At 69.7% G+C, this 14,962-nt stretch carries 13 protein-coding genes; 2 read left to right on the top strand and 11 right to left on the bottom strand.

What is annotated here, in order from left to right; genetic code table 11:
• Positions 1–221 precede the first annotated feature (221 nt).
• From EHF44_RS22870 to EHF44_RS22840, 7 genes are all read right to left on the bottom strand, one after another.
• Positions 222–680, bottom strand: coding sequence for a flagellar protein FlhE (locus tag EHF44_RS22870; protein WP_437340334.1), 459 nt, complete (start codon positions 678–680; stop codon positions 222–224).
• A complete protein-coding gene (locus tag EHF44_RS22865; protein WP_124685970.1) occupies positions 680–1,396 on the bottom strand; it encodes an RNA polymerase sigma factor FliA in 717 nt (238 codons plus the stop codon). The genes EHF44_RS22870 and EHF44_RS22865 overlap by 1 nt, the downstream gene beginning before the upstream one ends.
• 113 nt (positions 1,397–1,509) lie before the next feature.
• Positions 1,510–2,325 carry a MinD/ParA family ATP-binding protein gene (locus EHF44_RS22860; protein ID WP_124686742.1) on the bottom strand — a complete coding sequence of 272 codons (816 nt, stop codon included), beginning with the start codon at positions 2,323–2,325 and terminating at the stop codon, positions 1,510–1,512.
• Positions 2,326–2,337: 12 nt separating this feature from the next.
• Entirely contained in the window at positions 2,338–4,878 is a 2,541-nt protein-coding gene (flhF, locus tag EHF44_RS22855) for a flagellar biosynthesis protein FlhF (RefSeq protein ID WP_124685969.1), read from the bottom strand.
• A 10-nt stretch (positions 4,879–4,888) separates the two neighbouring features.
• Positions 4,889–6,976 (bottom strand): flagellar biosynthesis protein FlhA, encoded by a 2,088-nt coding sequence (gene flhA, locus EHF44_RS22850; RefSeq protein ID WP_124685968.1) that lies wholly within the window; start codon positions 6,974–6,976, stop codon positions 4,889–4,891.
• Complete coding sequence (gene flhB, locus EHF44_RS22845) at positions 6,973–8,118, bottom strand: flagellar biosynthesis protein FlhB (protein WP_124685967.1); 1,146 nt, start codon at positions 8,116–8,118, stop codon at positions 6,973–6,975. The genes flhA and flhB overlap by 4 nt, the downstream gene beginning before the upstream one ends.
• A gap of 353 nt (positions 8,119–8,471) precedes the next feature.
• The gene (locus EHF44_RS22840) at positions 8,472–9,176 is read right to left on the bottom strand and encodes a YceH family protein (RefSeq protein WP_124685966.1); all 705 of its coding nucleotides are present in this window, start codon (positions 9,174–9,176) and stop codon (positions 8,472–8,474) included.
• A gap of 217 nt (positions 9,177–9,393) precedes the next feature.
• Here EHF44_RS22840 and maiA point away from each other — a divergent pair, with 217 nt between their 5' ends.
• Together maiA and EHF44_RS22830 are read left to right on the top strand one after the other, a co-directional pair.
• Complete coding sequence (gene maiA, locus EHF44_RS22835; RefSeq protein WP_124685965.1) at positions 9,394–10,032, top strand: maleylacetoacetate isomerase; 639 nt, start codon at positions 9,394–9,396, stop codon at positions 10,030–10,032.
• A gap of 105 nt (positions 10,033–10,137) precedes the next feature.
• On the top strand, positions 10,138–11,085 hold the full coding sequence (locus EHF44_RS22830) for an ABC transporter substrate-binding protein (RefSeq protein WP_124685964.1): 948 nt from the start codon (positions 10,138–10,140) through the stop codon (positions 11,083–11,085).
• Between the two features lie 13 nt (positions 11,086–11,098).
• Here EHF44_RS22830 and EHF44_RS22825 read toward each other — a convergent pair whose 3' ends face one another.
• The 4 genes from EHF44_RS22825 to EHF44_RS22810 all read right to left on the bottom strand — a co-directional run bounded on the left by EHF44_RS22825 (position 11,099) and on the right by EHF44_RS22810 (position 14,954).
• Positions 11,099–12,451, bottom strand: coding sequence for a M20/M25/M40 family metallo-hydrolase (locus tag EHF44_RS22825; RefSeq protein ID WP_124685963.1), 1,353 nt, complete (start codon positions 12,449–12,451; stop codon positions 11,099–11,101).
• Positions 12,452–12,757: 306 nt separating this feature from the next.
• Positions 12,758–13,393, bottom strand: coding sequence for a protein phosphatase CheZ (gene cheZ / locus EHF44_RS22820; protein WP_124685962.1), 636 nt, complete (start codon positions 13,391–13,393; stop codon positions 12,758–12,760).
• A 15-nt stretch (positions 13,394–13,408) separates the two neighbouring features.
• Entirely contained in the window at positions 13,409–13,795 is a 387-nt protein-coding gene (gene cheY, locus EHF44_RS22815; RefSeq protein ID WP_124685961.1) for a chemotaxis response regulator CheY, read from the bottom strand.
• An 82-nt stretch (positions 13,796–13,877) separates the two neighbouring features.
• A complete protein-coding gene (locus tag EHF44_RS22810) occupies positions 13,878–14,954 on the bottom strand; it encodes a protein-glutamate methylesterase/protein-glutamine glutaminase (RefSeq protein WP_124685960.1) in 1,077 nt (358 codons plus the stop codon).
• Positions 14,955–14,962 lie beyond the last annotated feature (8 nt).

Below are 14,962 nucleotides of genomic sequence, written 5' to 3'. Positions count from 1 at the left end.
TTCTGGCTGACAGAGGATGGCAACGTGGCGAGACTTGCACGTAGGAATTACATGGCGGCAGCGATACGCGGGCATGGCTACGCCGCAGCCGGGATGCATAGGGGACGAATGTCGCGCTTTCCGCACGTTGCTGGGCGGGGAAAGCGCAGGAAGCGTGCCACCGGGCGCCGGATGTGGCGTTCGGTGACCGTCTGCACGGCCCGGTGGGGCCCGGCGGCGGGTCAGCGGTAGTTGACGGTGACCTCGTTGCTGCGGCCCTGGAGCATCGGGGCGAGCCCGCCGTGGCCGGGGATGCGATAGGCAAACACGAAGCCCTTGGAGGCATCGTCGCCCACGAAGGCGTCGGTGCGGCCCTCGGCGCCCGGCAGCATCACGCAGCGGTCGGCGTTGCACAGGTAGGCCTGCAGGTCCACCGGCGGCGTGCGGGTAAAGCTGTAGCGCCAGCGTACCGACGTGATGCGGCCCATGGCCTGCGGCATCGTCGCCAGCGGCATGATCGGCGCCGACAGCGCACGCTGGCCCTTGCTGGCGATCTGCGGGCCCATCGACGACGCCGTCCACGCAAAGCGCGACCCGGCGATCTCGTAGTTGGCCCGGGTGAACACGGGCGCCGGCGTCTGCGCGTGGGACGCGGCCTGGCCCATTGCCCAGAGCGCGGCAAGGATCAGTACGCGCCGCATCACAGCATCCCGCGCAACTGGGTGCGCAGGCGCGCGATGGCCTGGCTGCGGATCTGGCACACGCGCGACTCGGTCACTTCCAGCACCGCGCCGATTTCGCGCAGGTTCAGTTCCTGGTCGTAGCACAGCGACAGCACCAGCTTCTCGCGCTCCGGCAGCTTGTCGATGGCGCGGATCAGCGCCTCGCGCATGCCCGATTCCATCAGCACCGTCAGCGGGTTGGCATCGTCGGTGACGCCCAGGTGGCGGTCCAGGAAGTCTTCCTCGCCCGAGCGCTCGAAATCCTCGTAGTGCAGCAGCTGGCAGCCGTAGACCTCGTTGAGCAGCTCCTGGTACTCCTCAAGCGGCATCTCCAGCTCCTTGGCCACCTCGGAGTCGATCGGCGTGCGGCCCAGCTTCTGCTCCAGCTGGCGCTGCGTGCGCTCGATCTTGCGCGTGAACTGCCGCAGGCTGCGCGATTGCCAGTCGTTGGCGCGCACCTCGTCGAGCATGGCACCCCGGATGCGCTGGCTGGCGTAGGTCTCGAACCGCGCGCCATGGTTGTCTTCGTAGCGCTTGGCGGCGTCGAGCAGGCCGATCATGCCGGCCTGTATCAGGTCGTCGATCTGTACGCTGGCGGGCAGCTTGGCCGCCAGTTGCAGCGCGATGCGCCGCACCAGTGGCGCGTGCGACTTGACCACGTCCGCCTGCTCGAGCTTTCCCTGAATCGTGTACATGGTGGAACTCTCGTTAAATGCTTTCTGTGTTTGCCAAAGCCGGCTGTTACTGGGAGTCGGCGTCTGGCAGGCTGAGTTTCCGGTCTTGTCGGGACTTCTTGTTCTTTGCGAGGTCATGCGGGCACGGCCGGAGCCGTGCCCAGGAGCGCTGCTTCCTGGCGCAGCGGCCATGCGCCGATACGGCTGGCGATGTGCCGCAACGCACCGGTAGCCGTGGCGGCGGGATACGCCTCCACCACGCACCGCCCCAGCTGGAGCGCACGCGCCACCAGCGGATCCATCGGCAGGTACCCTGCCAGGCTGGCCTCCACGCCCAGGTACTGGCTCGCCGTGCGGGCCAGGTTGCGCGCGAGCGCCGTGACCGTTCCCTCCGCGGCCGCCAGGTTGACGACGAGCTGGAAGTGACGGCATGCGTATTCGTGATGCAGCCGCTTGATGCAGGCATAGGCGGCCGTGATCGACGTGGCCTCGGGCCGCATGACGATCACGAAGTTGTGCGACTGCCCGGCCAGCACCGACAGCGCGCCCGTGGCGTCGCGGCGGGCGTCCACCAGCAGCGAGCGCACGTCGGGCAGACGCGCGGCCAGCACCGGCTCGGCCGGCAACATGCCAACCGGCGGATGGCCGGCCTGCAGCACGGCAATGCCGGTGGCAGGCCGCGTGCCCACCGCCGCCGCGAACGGCGCGCGGCCGTCGAGCACGTCGGCCAGCGTCGCGGCCGGGGCGGCACCTGCCAGCCGCATGGCGCGCGCGCCGTAGCGGTCCTCGTCCACCAGCAGCACACGCTCGCCCTGCATCGCTAGCGCGTTGGCCAGGCCCAGCGCCACGGTCGTGGCGCCCACGCCCGGCTCGGCACCCACCACGGCGATGCGGCGCGTCACGCGCGGCGCCAGCAGGCGGCGCAGGCTTTCGGCCTGATCGGAGCCCATCAGGTTCAAGGCTTACTCCCCGGCGGCCGCGAGTTGCGGCATGGCTTGCGTGGCTTCCATGGCGGCCATGGCCTGCATGGCGGACGTGGCCGATTCGGGCACGTCGTCGTGCAGCGCGGGCGCCGGCGCGGCGCCGCGGCCCGGATAGTTCTCCAGCACGTCCAGCAGCGCCAGCAGGCGGCCCATGCCTTCGTTGAGCACGGCGCCGGCCACCGGAGCGTTCACGCGGGCGGAAGCCCGGCCAGCCAGGCGCGACAGGAAGGCCGGCGCGGTCGGCGTGGGCGTGTGCTGCAGGCGCAGCGCGGTCAGGCCCAGTTGCAGCGACACCATGCCTTCGCACGGCGCCGCATCCGCGTCACCGTCCTGCGCGAAATGCTCGATCGCGTGGCGCAGCGTGCGGAACTGTTCCTCGGCCGCCAGCGTCCACTGCGACCAGCGCGCCACCTGGGCGGCGTCGTCGGCCAGTGCCGGATCGCACAGCGTGTATTCGACCGACACCGTGTCGCCGGTCTCGTGGTCGACCAGGCGGGACACCACCAGGCAGGCTTCGGTGCCGCTCTCGCCGGCATGGCCCTTGCCGCGCGCGGCGGCACGCACCTGGCCGTCCGGAATGCGGACCAGCCCGTGGGCCAGCCAGTGCGCGGCGGCGCGGTCGCGGTACGTCACGTCGCCGATGGCGTGGAACGTCAGCGTGTCGGCCACCGTGTCGAGCTTGTTGGCGGCGCCGTCGGCGATCACGCGCATGGTCTTGCGCGCGCCGGCGATCCAGCGTTCGCCCGTCTGCTGCCAGCGGGCCAGCGTGGCGGGCGTGGGCAGCGAGCTGTTCAGGTTCACCACCGTGCGGGCGGCGGCCAGCGTGGCGCGCACCGTGGCGGCTTCGGCATCGGCCTCGGCTTCCGACAGCGAATGGCGGGCGCGCACGGCGGACACCACCGTGCTGGCCAGCGGCATGCCGTCGCGGTCGGCCAGCCACAGCGTGTGCTGCATCATCTGCGGGGCGCGGCGGCCCTGCACGGTCTGCGCGACGTTCTGCGTCACGTTCAGCACGTAGCGGTCGCACGCGCGGCTGGCGTCGCGGCACATGGCCAGGCGCACCTGCTGCACCATCGGACGCAGCGCCGACGCGCCGCCGGCACGCTGCTGCCAGAGCTGGCGAGCCAGGTCGAAGCCGTACTGCGGGCCGCTCAGTTCTTCCACGCAGACGCCCACGGCGTTGGCGCTGTCGGTCAGCGAGCGCAGCACGTCGTCGGCGCCGCCGTTGCGGTCGGCCTGGCGCGGCGTGGCGGCTTCGGCAGCCCCGGCCTGGCGGCGCGCCACGTCGGCGTCATTGAACAGCGAGCCGCGGCGCGGCGTCAGGAATGCACGTTCCACGAGCGCACCGGCCTGGGCGAGTTCCAGATGCTCGGGCACGCGCTGGCCGGTGGATGCGTAGAACACCGGCAGCCGGTGGCGGATCACCACGTCAAGCACGGACCCCAGGTGCGTGGCTTCGTCGAGCTTGCTGATGATGCAGCCGTCGATGCCGCCAGCGGCGCCGGCGGCGTCGTTGCGGTAGGCGTGCACCACCTCGTTGAGCGTGTCGCCGTGCGCGGCGCCGTTCAGCAGCAGCACGCGCTGCATCGGCATCTGCACCCCGGCCAGCATGGCGATCTGGTCCGACAGGCTGCGGTCGCGCTGGCTCATGCCCACCGTGTCGATGATCACGAGGTGCTTGTCCTTCATGGCCGACAGCGCGAAGCGCAGATCCGCGGCGTCCTTGACCGCGTGCACAGGCACGCCAAGGATGTCGCCGTAGATGCGAAGCTGCTCGTGCGCGCCGATCCGGAAGCGGTCGGTCGTCAGCAGGGCCAGGCTCTGCGGGCCGTGGCGCAGCACGAAGCGGGCCGCCAGCTTGGCGGTGGTGGTGGTCTTGCCCACGCCGGTCGGGCCGATCAGCGCCAGCACGCCGCCCTGCGCGAACAGCGCGTCCTCGTCGGCCAGCACCGGCACCTTGCTGGCCAGTTCCTGGCGGATCCAGGCCATCGCGGCCGGGCGGTCGGTGCCCACGGGCAGGCGCGACAGCAGCGTGCGCGAAAGCTGGCCCGAGAACCCGGCGTTGACCATCCATTCGAACAGCGACTCGCGCAGCGGATCGCCGGCGGCCACGCCATTGCCGCCCTGCGACAGGCCGGCGAACTGGCGCTCCAGCAGCGAGCGCATCGACGCCAGTTCACCGCGCAGGTCGCCGAGCATCGCGTCGCCTTGGCCGGCGTGGGCCGGCGGCATGGCCGCGAAGGCGTCGGGCGTCGGCGCCAGGATGGTGGCCGGCTGCGACGGGTACGCATCGTGCAGCGCCTGCAGCATCGGCAGCGGCGCCGGCGACGCCAGCGCGGCCGGCTCGTAGAGCTGGGCGCTGGCGCTGACCGAACCCAGGTCGGTATCGCGCATCGCCACGATTTCCACGCCGCCCTCGATGGTGCGGTTGGAGAGCACCACGGCGTCGGGGCCCATGGCCTCGCGCACCTTGCGCATCGCTTCGCGGCCGTTGGCCGCCACAAACTTTGCCACGCTCATCGTTCAGTCCTCACGCTGCGCCGCCGATCATGGCGGTAATACGAATGTTGCGGTTATCCGGTACCTCGGCATGCGACAGCACTTTCAGCTGGGGCAGCGTGCGGCGCAGGAAGCGGGCCATCAGCGGGCGCATCGGCGGCGGCACCAGCAGCACCGGGTCCAGCCCCAGTTGTTCCTGGCGGGCCACGGCGCCCTGCGCCTGCTGCAGCAGTGCATCGGCCAGGCCCGGCTCGATGCCGCCGCCGTTGGCCAGCGCCTGCGTCAGCACGCGCTCCAGGCCGGCGTCCAGGCCGATCACCTGCATGTCGGCGTTGTTCGGGAAGAGCTGCTGCGTGATGGCGCGGCCCAGGGCCACGCGCACCAGCGTGGTCAGCTCGGCCGGGTCGTTGATCTTCGGCGCGTTCTCGGCCACCACGTCCAGCACCGTGCGCATGTCGCGGATCGCCACGCCTTCGTCCAGCAGGTTCTGCAGCACCTTCTGCAGGCCGGTCAGCGAGATCGTCTTGGGCACCAGGTCCTCGGTCAGCTTGGGCGCTTCCTTGCCGATGCGGTCCAGCAGCGCCTGCACTTCCTGGCGGCCCAGCAGTTCCGATGCGTGCATCTGGATCAGGTGGTTCAGGTGCGTGGCCACCACGGTGCTGGCGTCCACCACCGTGTAGCCGTATGCCTGGGCCTGCTCCTTGAGCGCGGCGTCGATCCACACGGCCGGCAGGCCGAACGCGGGGTCGCGCGTGGCGGCGCCCGGCAGCGTGCCGGTGACCTGCCCGGGGTTGATCGCCATCCACTGGCCGGGGTTGGCCTCGCCGCTGCCGATCTCCACGCCCTTGAGCGTGATGCGGTAGGCGTTGGGCTTCAGTTCCAGGTTGTCGCGGATGTGCACCACCGGCACCAGGAAGCCGATGTCCTGCGCGATCTTCTTGCGGATGCTCTTGATGCGGCCCAGCAGCTCGCCGTTCTGGCCGCGGTCCACCAGCGTGATCAGGCGGTAGCCCACTTCCATGCCCAGCGGGTCAACCATCGTGACGTCTTCCCACGTGGCTTCGGCCACCTCGGCCTGCACGGCCGGGCTGCGTTCCTCGCTGGCCTTGGACTCGGTCGCCTTGACCTCGCGGCGCATCATGTAGCGGCCAAACCAGATCAGCGCGCCGGCCAGCAGCAGGAAGGCAAAGTGCGGCATGCCCGGGATCAGGCCCATCGTGCCGATGATGCCGGCGGTGATGAACATCACGCGCGGGTCAGAGAACAGCTGGCCGGTCAGCTGCTGGCCAACGTCCTGCTCGTTCGACACGCGCGACACGATCACACCGGCGGCCGTGGAGATCACCAGCGCGGGGATCTGGGCCACCAGGCCGTCGCCAATCGTCAGCAGCGTGTAGTTGTGGACGGCCGTGCCGAAGTCCAGGTCGTGCTGGACCATGCCCACGACCATGCCGGCGGCCACGTTGATGAACATGATCAGCAGGCCGGCGATGGCGTCGCCGCGCACGAACTTCGACGCACCGTCCATGGCGCCGTAGAAGTCCGATTCCTGCGCCACCTCGGACCGGCGCTTGCGGGCGCCTTCCTCGTTGATCAGGCCGGCGTTCAGGTCGGCGTCGATGGCCATCTGCTTGCCGGGCATGGCGTCGAGCATGAAGCGCGCGCCGACTTCGGCGATACGGCCCGCGCCCTTGGTAATCACCATGAAGTTGATGACGACCAGGATGGCGAACACCACGATACCGACCGCAAAGTTGCCGCCCACCAGGAAGTGGCCGAACGCCTCGATCACCTTGCCGGCCGCGTCGGGGCCGGTATGGCCTTCCAGCAGCACCACGCGGGTCGACGCCACGTTCAGCGACAGGCGCAGCAGCGTGGAGAACAGCAGCACGGCCGGGAACGCCGCGAAATCCAGCGGGCGCTGCGTGTACATGCCCACCAGCAGCACCATGATCGACAGCGCGATGTTGAACGTGAACAGCAGGTCCAGGATGAACGCCGGCAGCGGCAGGATCATCATGCCGAGGATCATGACGATCAGCAGCGGGCCAGCCAGCGCCTTCATCTGGGCGCCACCCCGCAGTGCGGGCATGTTGAATAGGTTGGTCAGGGCGTTCATGCGCGGCTTTCCGGTACGGCTAGTTCATCCGGCACCAGCAGGTCGGTCGGCGAATCGGGCTGCGGACCATAGCTGTAGTGCCAGTTCTTCAATTGATAAACCCAGGCGAGGATCTCGGCGACGGCCGTGTACAGGCCGGCCGGGATCTCGTGGCCGATTTCCACGTGGCGGTGCAGCGCGCGGGCCAGCGGCGGTGCCGACAGCACCGGCACGCGGTTTTCGCGGGCCAGTTCGCGGATGCGGGCCGCCACCTCGTCGGCGCCCTTGGCCACCACGCGCGGCGCGTTCCAGCGCGCGCCTTCGTCGTAGCGCAGCGCCACGGCGAAGTGCGTGGGGTTGGTCACCACGACGTCGGCCTTGGGCACCTCGGCCATCATCCGGCGCCGGGCCATGGCCCGCTGCTGCTGGCGGATGCGCGCCTTGATGTGCGGGTCGCCGTCGGTTTCCTTCATCTCCTGCTTGACCTCTTCCTTGGTCATGCGGAGCTTCTTGTAGAACGTCCAGAGCTGCCACGGCGTGTCGAGCGCCGCCACCAGGATCAGCGATCCGGCCACGATGCCGCACACGTACAGCACCATGTCCATCATGCGCAGCATGGCCTCGTTGACCGGGGCGTTCATCAGCGCGATGGCCTCCGGCAGCTCGCGCCACACCATCCACGCGCCCACGCCGCCCACCAGCACCGACTTCGCGATGGCCTTGACCAGTTCCGCCAGCGACTGCGACGAGAACATCCGGCCCAGCCCCTCCAGCGGCGACAGGCGCGAGAAATTGGGCGCGAATGACTTGGTCGAGAACAGCCAGCCGCCCAGCGCCAGCGGGGCCACCAGCGCGGCCACGCCAAACATCAGCAGCAGCGGCATGAAAGCCAGCAGGCTGTCCCAGATGGCGATGGCGAACTGCGACAGCATGCGGTTGGGGTCGAAGGCCGTGGCCGGCTCGAACGCCAGGCTGGCCTGCATCACCCCGTTCAGCTTGCGGCCCAGCGGGCCGCCCAGCGTCCAGAGCCCCAGCACGCCGGTCATCAGCATCACGAACGTGCCGAGTTCGCGCGAACGCACCACCTGCCCCTCCTCGCGCGCCTTTTCCAGGCGCCGGGGTGAGGCGGGTTCGGTTTTTTCGAGATCGCTTTCCTCGGACATGAATGCTCCAGTGCAAAGCGCGCGGGCGGCACTTCGTCACCGAGGATTATCAAAGCCCGGGGGTCACGGCATTGGGGGGAAAAGGCGGGGAAACAGGTGCCTGTTTCAGGAATGAGAGGGGCAGCGGGAATAACGGCCCCGATGTGGCGATCTTTAGGCCCGGATCGCCGGAATGTGCCGATCATGCCGGCATCGGACGGGATCGGGGCCGATGATGTCACGTTTCGGACGTGGCATCGGCCGCCGGCGGGTTGGCCGGTGGGCGGGACGCCCGGACCGGGGTCCTGGCCGGCCTGCCCGCCCTGCCGCATGGCGGGCGGGCAGAGCGAACACTTACATGCCTGGCCGGCGGATCAGCCCAGCCGGCCCGGTTCGATCTCGATGCCGAGCTGGCCGGCCATTTCCACGACCAGCGCCTGCAGCCGGGCCACCTTTTCCTGCAGTTCGCGATGGCCGATGCGCAGCGCTTCCAGCTCGGACGGCGACGCGGGCGCCGCGTCGGCGCGCGAGGGCGCGGCCAGTTCGGCCACGTTGACGTCGCCGCACAGCAGGTGCATCCACCGGTGCTCGCGCTCGCCGGGCGCGCGCGGCAGCTTCACGACCAGCGCGGGCGCACGTTCGGCCAGTTCGTCCAGGAACGCCTCGACCGACGAGATATCGGCAAACGCGTGCAGCCGGGCCGTGTTCAGGCGCAGTTCGGCGGCCGTCTGGGGGCCGCGCAGCAGCAGCGTGGACAGCAGCGCCGCCGACTGGCTCGGCACGCCCAGCACCTTGCCCAGGTTCTGTTCGAAGCGCGGCACGCGGCTGCTGCTGCCCTCGAAGACCAGGCTCAGCGACTTCAGGCCGTCGATGGCGGCCAGGATCTCGTCCTCGGTCACGCTCATCACCGGCGCGCGCGCCGTCTTCTGGTTGCATCCCGCGGCCAGCGCGTTCAGCGACAGCGGATAGGTGTCCGGCACGGTGAACTGCTTTTCCAGCAGCACGGCCACCACGCGGCCCTCCAGCGGGGTCAGCGCGCGCAGCGCGGGGCGGGACGGGGTGTCGGGCGTGGGTTCCATGATGGCATCGGGCAGGTTTTCGAGGGGCCCATTGAAGCGCAACCGGGCGGGCGATGCAACCGCGCCGGGCAGGCTGCATTGTCACGCAGTGTATCTGGCGCCGGCGGCGCCACAGGCCGATACGCGCGCGGGCGGTGCGCGACACATCGCCGATACGCCGGCGCCCGAAGCTTGCGCCATCGCCACTGCAAGCGGGGACCGCCCCGGAAGGAACATCATGAAGCTCTATGCCAACGAGGTGTCATCGGCCACGTCGCGCGTGAAGATCGCGCTGGCGCTCAAGGGCCTGGCGGTCGAGACCGAGCCGGTCACGATCTTTGGCGAGGCGGCCGAGTCACGCCAGGCCCGCTACCGCGCGATCAACCCGCAGGGGCTGGTGCCCGCGCTGCAGACCGACACCGGTGAGCTGATTACCCAGTCGCTGGCCATCATCGAATACCTGGACGAACGCTACCGCACGCCGCCGCTGCTGCCGGCCGACCCCGAGGACCGCGCGTTTGCGCGTGCCATTGCGCTGTCGATCGCCGCCGAGATCCACGCCTTGCTGCCGCCGCGCGTGGCTGCGCGCCTGTCGACCATTCCCGGCATGGACGCCGAGGGCGTGGCCGCGTGGGCGCGCCACTGGGTCGACGTGGGCTTCTGCGCGATCGAGGAACGGCTGGCGGCGCGCCGCACCGGGCGCTTCGTGGTGGGCGACGTGCCGACCGTGGCCGACATCTACCTGTTCCCGCAGGCCATTGGTGCCGGGCGCATGGGCTTTGACGTCGCGCAGCGCTGGCCGCACATCGCCGCCATCGTCGCGGCGCTGCACGACGTGCCGGCGTTCGCGCTCAACGCGCCGGCGCCGCGCACGTAGGCGTGCGGGCCGGGGCCGGGCATAACGACTTGCGAAAACATTCGTTGGGATTCGCGCGCGGCGGGCGTACGGTCGGGGCTCCAGTCACCCTTACTGCCGCCCCGCATGACGATCGATCGCCGCCAGTTCCTGCATGCCGCCAGCGCCGTTGCGCTGGCCGGCGCCCTGCCCACCGCGCACGCCCAGCCCCGCCCGGTGCTGAAGGCCGGCGACCAGAAAGGCGGCCTGCGCGCGCTGCTGGAATCGGCCGATGCGCTCAAGGGCCTGACCTACGACATCCAGTGGACCGAGTTCCCGGCCGCCGCGCCGCTGGCCGAGGCGCTTAACGCCGGCGCCGTCGACAGCGGGCCGATTGGCGACGCGCCCGCGATCTTCGCGCTGGCGGCGGGCACGCGCATCCGCCTGATCGGCGCCAACCGGTCAGACCCGTATGGCACCGCCGTGCTGGTGCGGCCGGATTCGCCGCTGCGCAGCGCGGCCGACCTGAAGGGCAGGCGCATCGGCACCAATCGCGGCTCGATCGGCCATTTCGTGACGCTCAAGGCGCTGGCGTCGGCCGGCCTGAAGCCCGAAGACGCCGACATCCGCTTCCTGCCGCCAGCCGATGCCAAGCTGGCGCTGACCAACGGCTCGGTGGATGCCTGGGCCACGTGGGAGCCGTACACAGCCATGGCCGAGACCAGCGGCCATGCGCGCGTGCTGGTCAGCGGGCGCGGCCTGTGGTCCGGCCTGAGCTACCTGGCTGCCACCGACACGGCGCTGGCCACCAAGCGCGCCGTGCTGGCCGACTTCCTGCAGCGCGTGGTGCGCGCGCAGGTCTGGTCGTACCAGCACGTGCCCGAGTTCTCGGCCACGCTGGCGCGCATCATCGGCATTCCGCCCGAGGCGGCGCGGCTGCAGTTCGAGCGCCGCCGCACACGCTGGCAGGCCATCGACGCCGAGGTGGTCGCCATCCAGCAGCAGACCGCCGACTTCTACCTGCAGGCCGGGCTGCTGAAGCAGCGGCTGGACGTGGCGGCCACGTTCGATCGCAACTTTCCGCTGACCGCCTAGCCGGCCGTTGCAATCAGCGCGCGGCGGCCGTGCGGGCCGCGCGGCGCGCCAGCAGCGGATCGGCCACGCCGTCGACGCCCACCAGGCCGAGCACCGTGGTCAGGCCCCATTGCGCGCCTTCGTAGGCGTTGGTGGGATCGAACCATTCGTCGCGCGAGTGCGAGCCGCCCGACTTGCCGCCGCTGCCGATGATGATGGCCGGGATGCCCAGCGACATCGGCACATTGGCGTCGGTGCTGCCGCCGCGCAGCGAGGGCGCTTCCTTGGCGCGGCTTCGGATCACGCGCACCGCCGACTGCACGATCACGGCGTCGGTGGGCGTCTGCCCGGCGGGCCGGTCGCCGATCATGCGCGTCTGGAACGTGATTTCCTGCCCGCGCGCGGGCTTCCAGCGCGCGTTCTCGTCGGCCACGCCGGCGGCGATCGCGTCCATGATCTGCTTTTCGGCCTCCAGCAGCGCGGGCGTGCCGTTGGAGCGAATGTCGATGGCCATGCGGGCATCGCCGGCAATCGCGTTGACCGACGTGCCACCGCCAACGGTGCCCACCGTGAACGTGGTCTTGGGATCGGTGGGCGTGCGGACATCGCCAATCTTGCTGACGGCGCGGCCCATCGCATGGATCGCGCTGGGCAGGCCGAACGCGCCGAAGCTGTGGCCGCCCGGCCCCTTGAACGTGACTTCGTAGCGGTGGCTGCCGGTGCCCTGCGTGAGCACGCGCTCGCCGGTGCCGGGTTCGATGCCGACCATGCCGTCGATGTCGGCATGGTCGCGGAACACGGCCTTCATGCCGCGCAGGTTGCCCAGTTCCTCCTCGCCGACGTTGCCGACGAAGACCAGGTCGCCCACGGTGCGTACGTTGTTGTCGTTGAGCACCTTGAGCCACGAGAGCAGCACGGCCAGCCCGCGCGTGTCGTCGCCGATGCCGGGCGCGTAGAGCTTGCCGTCGCGCGCCTTCACGGTAACGTCGGTGCCTTCCGGGAAGACCGTGTCCAGGTGGGCCGATACCAGCAGCCTGGGCCCGTTGCCGGTGCCCTTGCGAATGCCGATGGCATTGCCTTCGGCGTCGATATGGGCGTCCGTCAGCCCCAGCGCCTTGAGCCGCGCCACGAAGTATTCGGCGCGCGCCTTTTCCTTGAACGGCGGCGCGGGGATCTCGGTCATCGTCTTCAGTTCGGCCAGCGCGCGGGCGTCGTCGGCGCGCACGTCGGCCATCAGCTTCTGGTAGACCGGGGCGGCCTCCAGCCTGGCGTAGGCGCTATCGACGGATGGGGAAACCTGCGGGACGGTCAGCGTCTGACCCTGGGCGATGCCGGCGGAAAACGCGGCGGCAACGGCGACGACAACAACGGTACGGCGAGCATGCATGGGGGCGATCCTCTGGCACTGGGGAAACCGTGGTCGACCACGATTGTGCCAGCGAATGCGAGTGGGGGTTGGGGGTGGGAGTTGGGGGGTGGCGGCGTGGGTGGCAGGTTGGGTCGCTGGCCCTCTCCCCCGGCCCCTCTCCCGCGCAGCGGGAGAGGGGAGACCACAGACGCCATCCTCAACCGCCCAGGGGGGCGGGAGAGGGGAGACCACAGACGCCATCCTCAACCGCCCGGGGGGGCGGGAGAGGGGAGACCACAAGCGCCATCCTCAGCCGCCCGGGGGGGCGGGAGAGGGAGGCCGGGCTCAGAAGCCCAGGCTGGCCAGCAGGTCGTCCACCTGGGACTGGTCGGACACGACGTCGGCCTTGCCTTCCGGGTTGATCTGCGGGCCGTTCATCAGCGTCGGGGCCGCTTCCACACGGCGGTCCGCCGGGACGTTGTCGATCAGCACCTGCAGCAGTTCCTGCTCCAGGGTGCGGATCATGTCCATCATCTTCTTGATCACCTGGCCGGTCAGGTCCTGGAAGTCCTGGGCCATCATGATTTCGAGCAGGTGGCCGCCGGTGGCCTTGGCCTTCTGCGGGACCTCGGTCAGGAACTCGCGGGTGTCCAGCACCAGCGCGCGGGCGTCGCCCAGCTCCACCGGTTGCGCGAACCACTCGTCCCAGCGCTTGTCCAGCGCGGTGGCCTTGCCTTCCAGGTCTTCCTGCAGCGGCTGCGCCAGTTCCACGGCGGTAAGCGTGCGCTCGGCCGCCTGCTCGGTCATGGCGGCGATGTAGTTGAGGCGGTCGCGCGCATCGGGAATGGCCAGGGCGGCCTTCTCGATTTCCTTGTCGAGCCCCAGCTCACGCATGTTGTCGCGCAGCATTCGCGTCAGGTTGCCGATGCGATGGATGATCTGCTCGGCCGATTCTTGGCTGAAAGTCGGAGTCGTCGACATGTCGCGTACCTCTTCTTATTGACCGAGCTTCTCGAAGATCTTGGTGATCTTTTCGTCCAGCGTTGCGGCCGTGAAGGGCTTGACCACGTAGCCGTTGGCGCCGGCCTGCGCGGCGGCGATGATGTTCTCCTTCTTTGCCTCGGCCGTCACCATCAGCACCGGCGTCTTCTCGATGCCGGGCGTGGCGCGGATCGACTGCAGCATGGTCAGGCCGTCCATGTTGGGCATGTTCCAGTCCGACACCACGAACTGGAAGCTGCCGTCCTTGGCCTTTTCCAGGCCGGCGGCGCCGTCCTCGGCTTCCTCGACGTTGGTGAAACCCAGCTCCTTGAGCAGGTTACGGATGATCCGACGCATGGTCGGGAAGTCGTCGACCACGAGGATCTTGATGTTCTTGTCCACTATACGGCTCCAAAACGGTTGCGGATGACGGTGCCATCCGGTTGTTGTTGCTGATCTGACCTCTCCCGCGCGCGCTCCGGCACTACACGCGCTGCGCCCGCGCGCCGAACGTCGCCAGGTGGGCCATGACGCGCTGGCTCATCTGGTTCAGTGGCACGACTTCATGCACGCCGCCGGTGGCGATTGCCTCCTTCGGCATGCCGAATACGATGCAGGACTGCTCGTCCTGCGCCAGGTTGTACGACCCGGCTTCCTTCATCCGCAGCATGCCGCGGGCGCCGTCCTTGCCCATGCCGGTCAGGATCACGCCGGTCACGTTCTTGCCGCCGTGGATGGCGGCCGAATCGAACAGCACGTCCACGGACGGGCGATGCCGGTTCACCGGCGCCTCGGCCGACAGGTGCGCCACGTAGTTGGCGCCGCTGCGCGCCAGCAGCAGATGCGAGTCGCCCGGGGCGATGTACGCGTAGCCGGGCAGCACGCGCTCGCCGTGCTCGGCTTCCTTGACCGTGATGCGGCACAGCCCGTTCAGGCGCTGCGCGAACGACTTGGTGAAGCCGGCCGGCATGTGCTGCACGATCATGACGGCGGGCGAATCGGGCGGCAGCGGCATCAGGAATTCCTTGATGGCCTCGGTGCCGCCGGTGGACGCGCCGACGATGATCAGCTTCTCGGTCGACAGCAGCGGCGCGCGCAGGATCGGCGCGGCCGGGGCCCCACCGGTGGCCGCCGCCTCGGGCCGGGCCCGCACGCGGGCGCGGGCGGCGGCGCGGAGCTTGTCGGCGATGGTGTCGGTGTACTCGATCAGGCCGTCGCGGATGCCCAGCTTGGGCTTGGTCACGAAGTCCACGGCGCCCAGTTCCAGCGCGCGCATCGTGATCTCGGACCCGCGCTCGGTCAGCGACGACACCATCAGCACCGGCATCGGCCGCAGCCGCATCAGGCGCTCCAGGAAGTCGAGCCCGTCCATTCGTGGCATTTCCACGTCCAGCGTCAGCACGTCGGGGTTCAGGCGCTTGATCATGTCGCGGGCCACCAGCGGGTCGGGGGCGGTACCCACCACCTCCATGTCCGGCTGGCTGTTGATGATCTCCGTCATCAGGCTGCGGATCAGCGCGGAATCATCCACGCACAGCACCTTGATTTTCGCGGCGGTCATGTTCGTCT

It is taken from the genome of Cupriavidus pauculus (assembly GCF_003854935.1).
Taxonomy (GTDB): Bacteria; Pseudomonadota; Gammaproteobacteria; order Burkholderiales; family Burkholderiaceae; genus Cupriavidus; species Cupriavidus pauculus_C.
The sequence above is the reverse complement of the archived record's forward strand: the minus strand, read 5'-3'. Positions and strand labels throughout refer to the sequence as shown.

Bases quoted from the DNA above. Each gene is read 5' to 3' on its own strand.
- EHF44_RS22870 (WP_437340334.1), bottom strand. From the start codon at position 680: ATGCGGCGCGTACTGATCCTTGCCGCGCTCTGGGCAATGGGCCAGGCC.
- EHF44_RS22865 (WP_124685970.1), bottom strand. From the start codon at position 1,396: ATGTACACGATTCAGGGAAAGCTCGAGCAGGCGGACGTGGTCAAGTCG.
- EHF44_RS22860 (WP_124686742.1), bottom strand. From the start codon at position 2,325: ATGGGCTCCGATCAGGCCGAAAGCCTGCGCCGCCTGCTGGCGCCGCGC.
- flhF (WP_124685969.1), bottom strand. From the start codon at position 4,878: ATGAGCGTGGCAAAGTTTGTGGCGGCCAACGGCCGCGAAGCGATGCGC.
- flhA (WP_124685968.1), bottom strand. From the start codon at position 6,976: ATGAACGCCCTGACCAACCTATTCAACATGCCCGCACTGCGGGGTGGC.
- flhB (WP_124685967.1), bottom strand. From the start codon at position 8,118: ATGTCCGAGGAAAGCGATCTCGAAAAAACCGAACCCGCCTCACCCCGG.
- EHF44_RS22840 (WP_124685966.1), bottom strand. From the start codon at position 9,176: ATGGAACCCACGCCCGACACCCCGTCCCGCCCCGCGCTGCGCGCGCTG.
- maiA (WP_124685965.1), top strand. From the start codon at position 9,394: ATGAAGCTCTATGCCAACGAGGTGTCATCGGCCACGTCGCGCGTGAAG.
- EHF44_RS22830 (WP_124685964.1), top strand. From the start codon at position 10,138: ATGACGATCGATCGCCGCCAGTTCCTGCATGCCGCCAGCGCCGTTGCG.
- EHF44_RS22825 (WP_124685963.1), bottom strand. From the start codon at position 12,451: ATGCATGCTCGCCGTACCGTTGTTGTCGTCGCCGTTGCCGCCGCGTTT.
- cheZ (WP_124685962.1), bottom strand. From the start codon at position 13,393: ATGTCGACGACTCCGACTTTCAGCCAAGAATCGGCCGAGCAGATCATC.
- EHF44_RS22810 (WP_124685960.1), bottom strand. From the start codon at position 14,954: ATGACCGCCGCGAAAATCAAGGTGCTGTGCGTGGATGATTCCGCGCTG.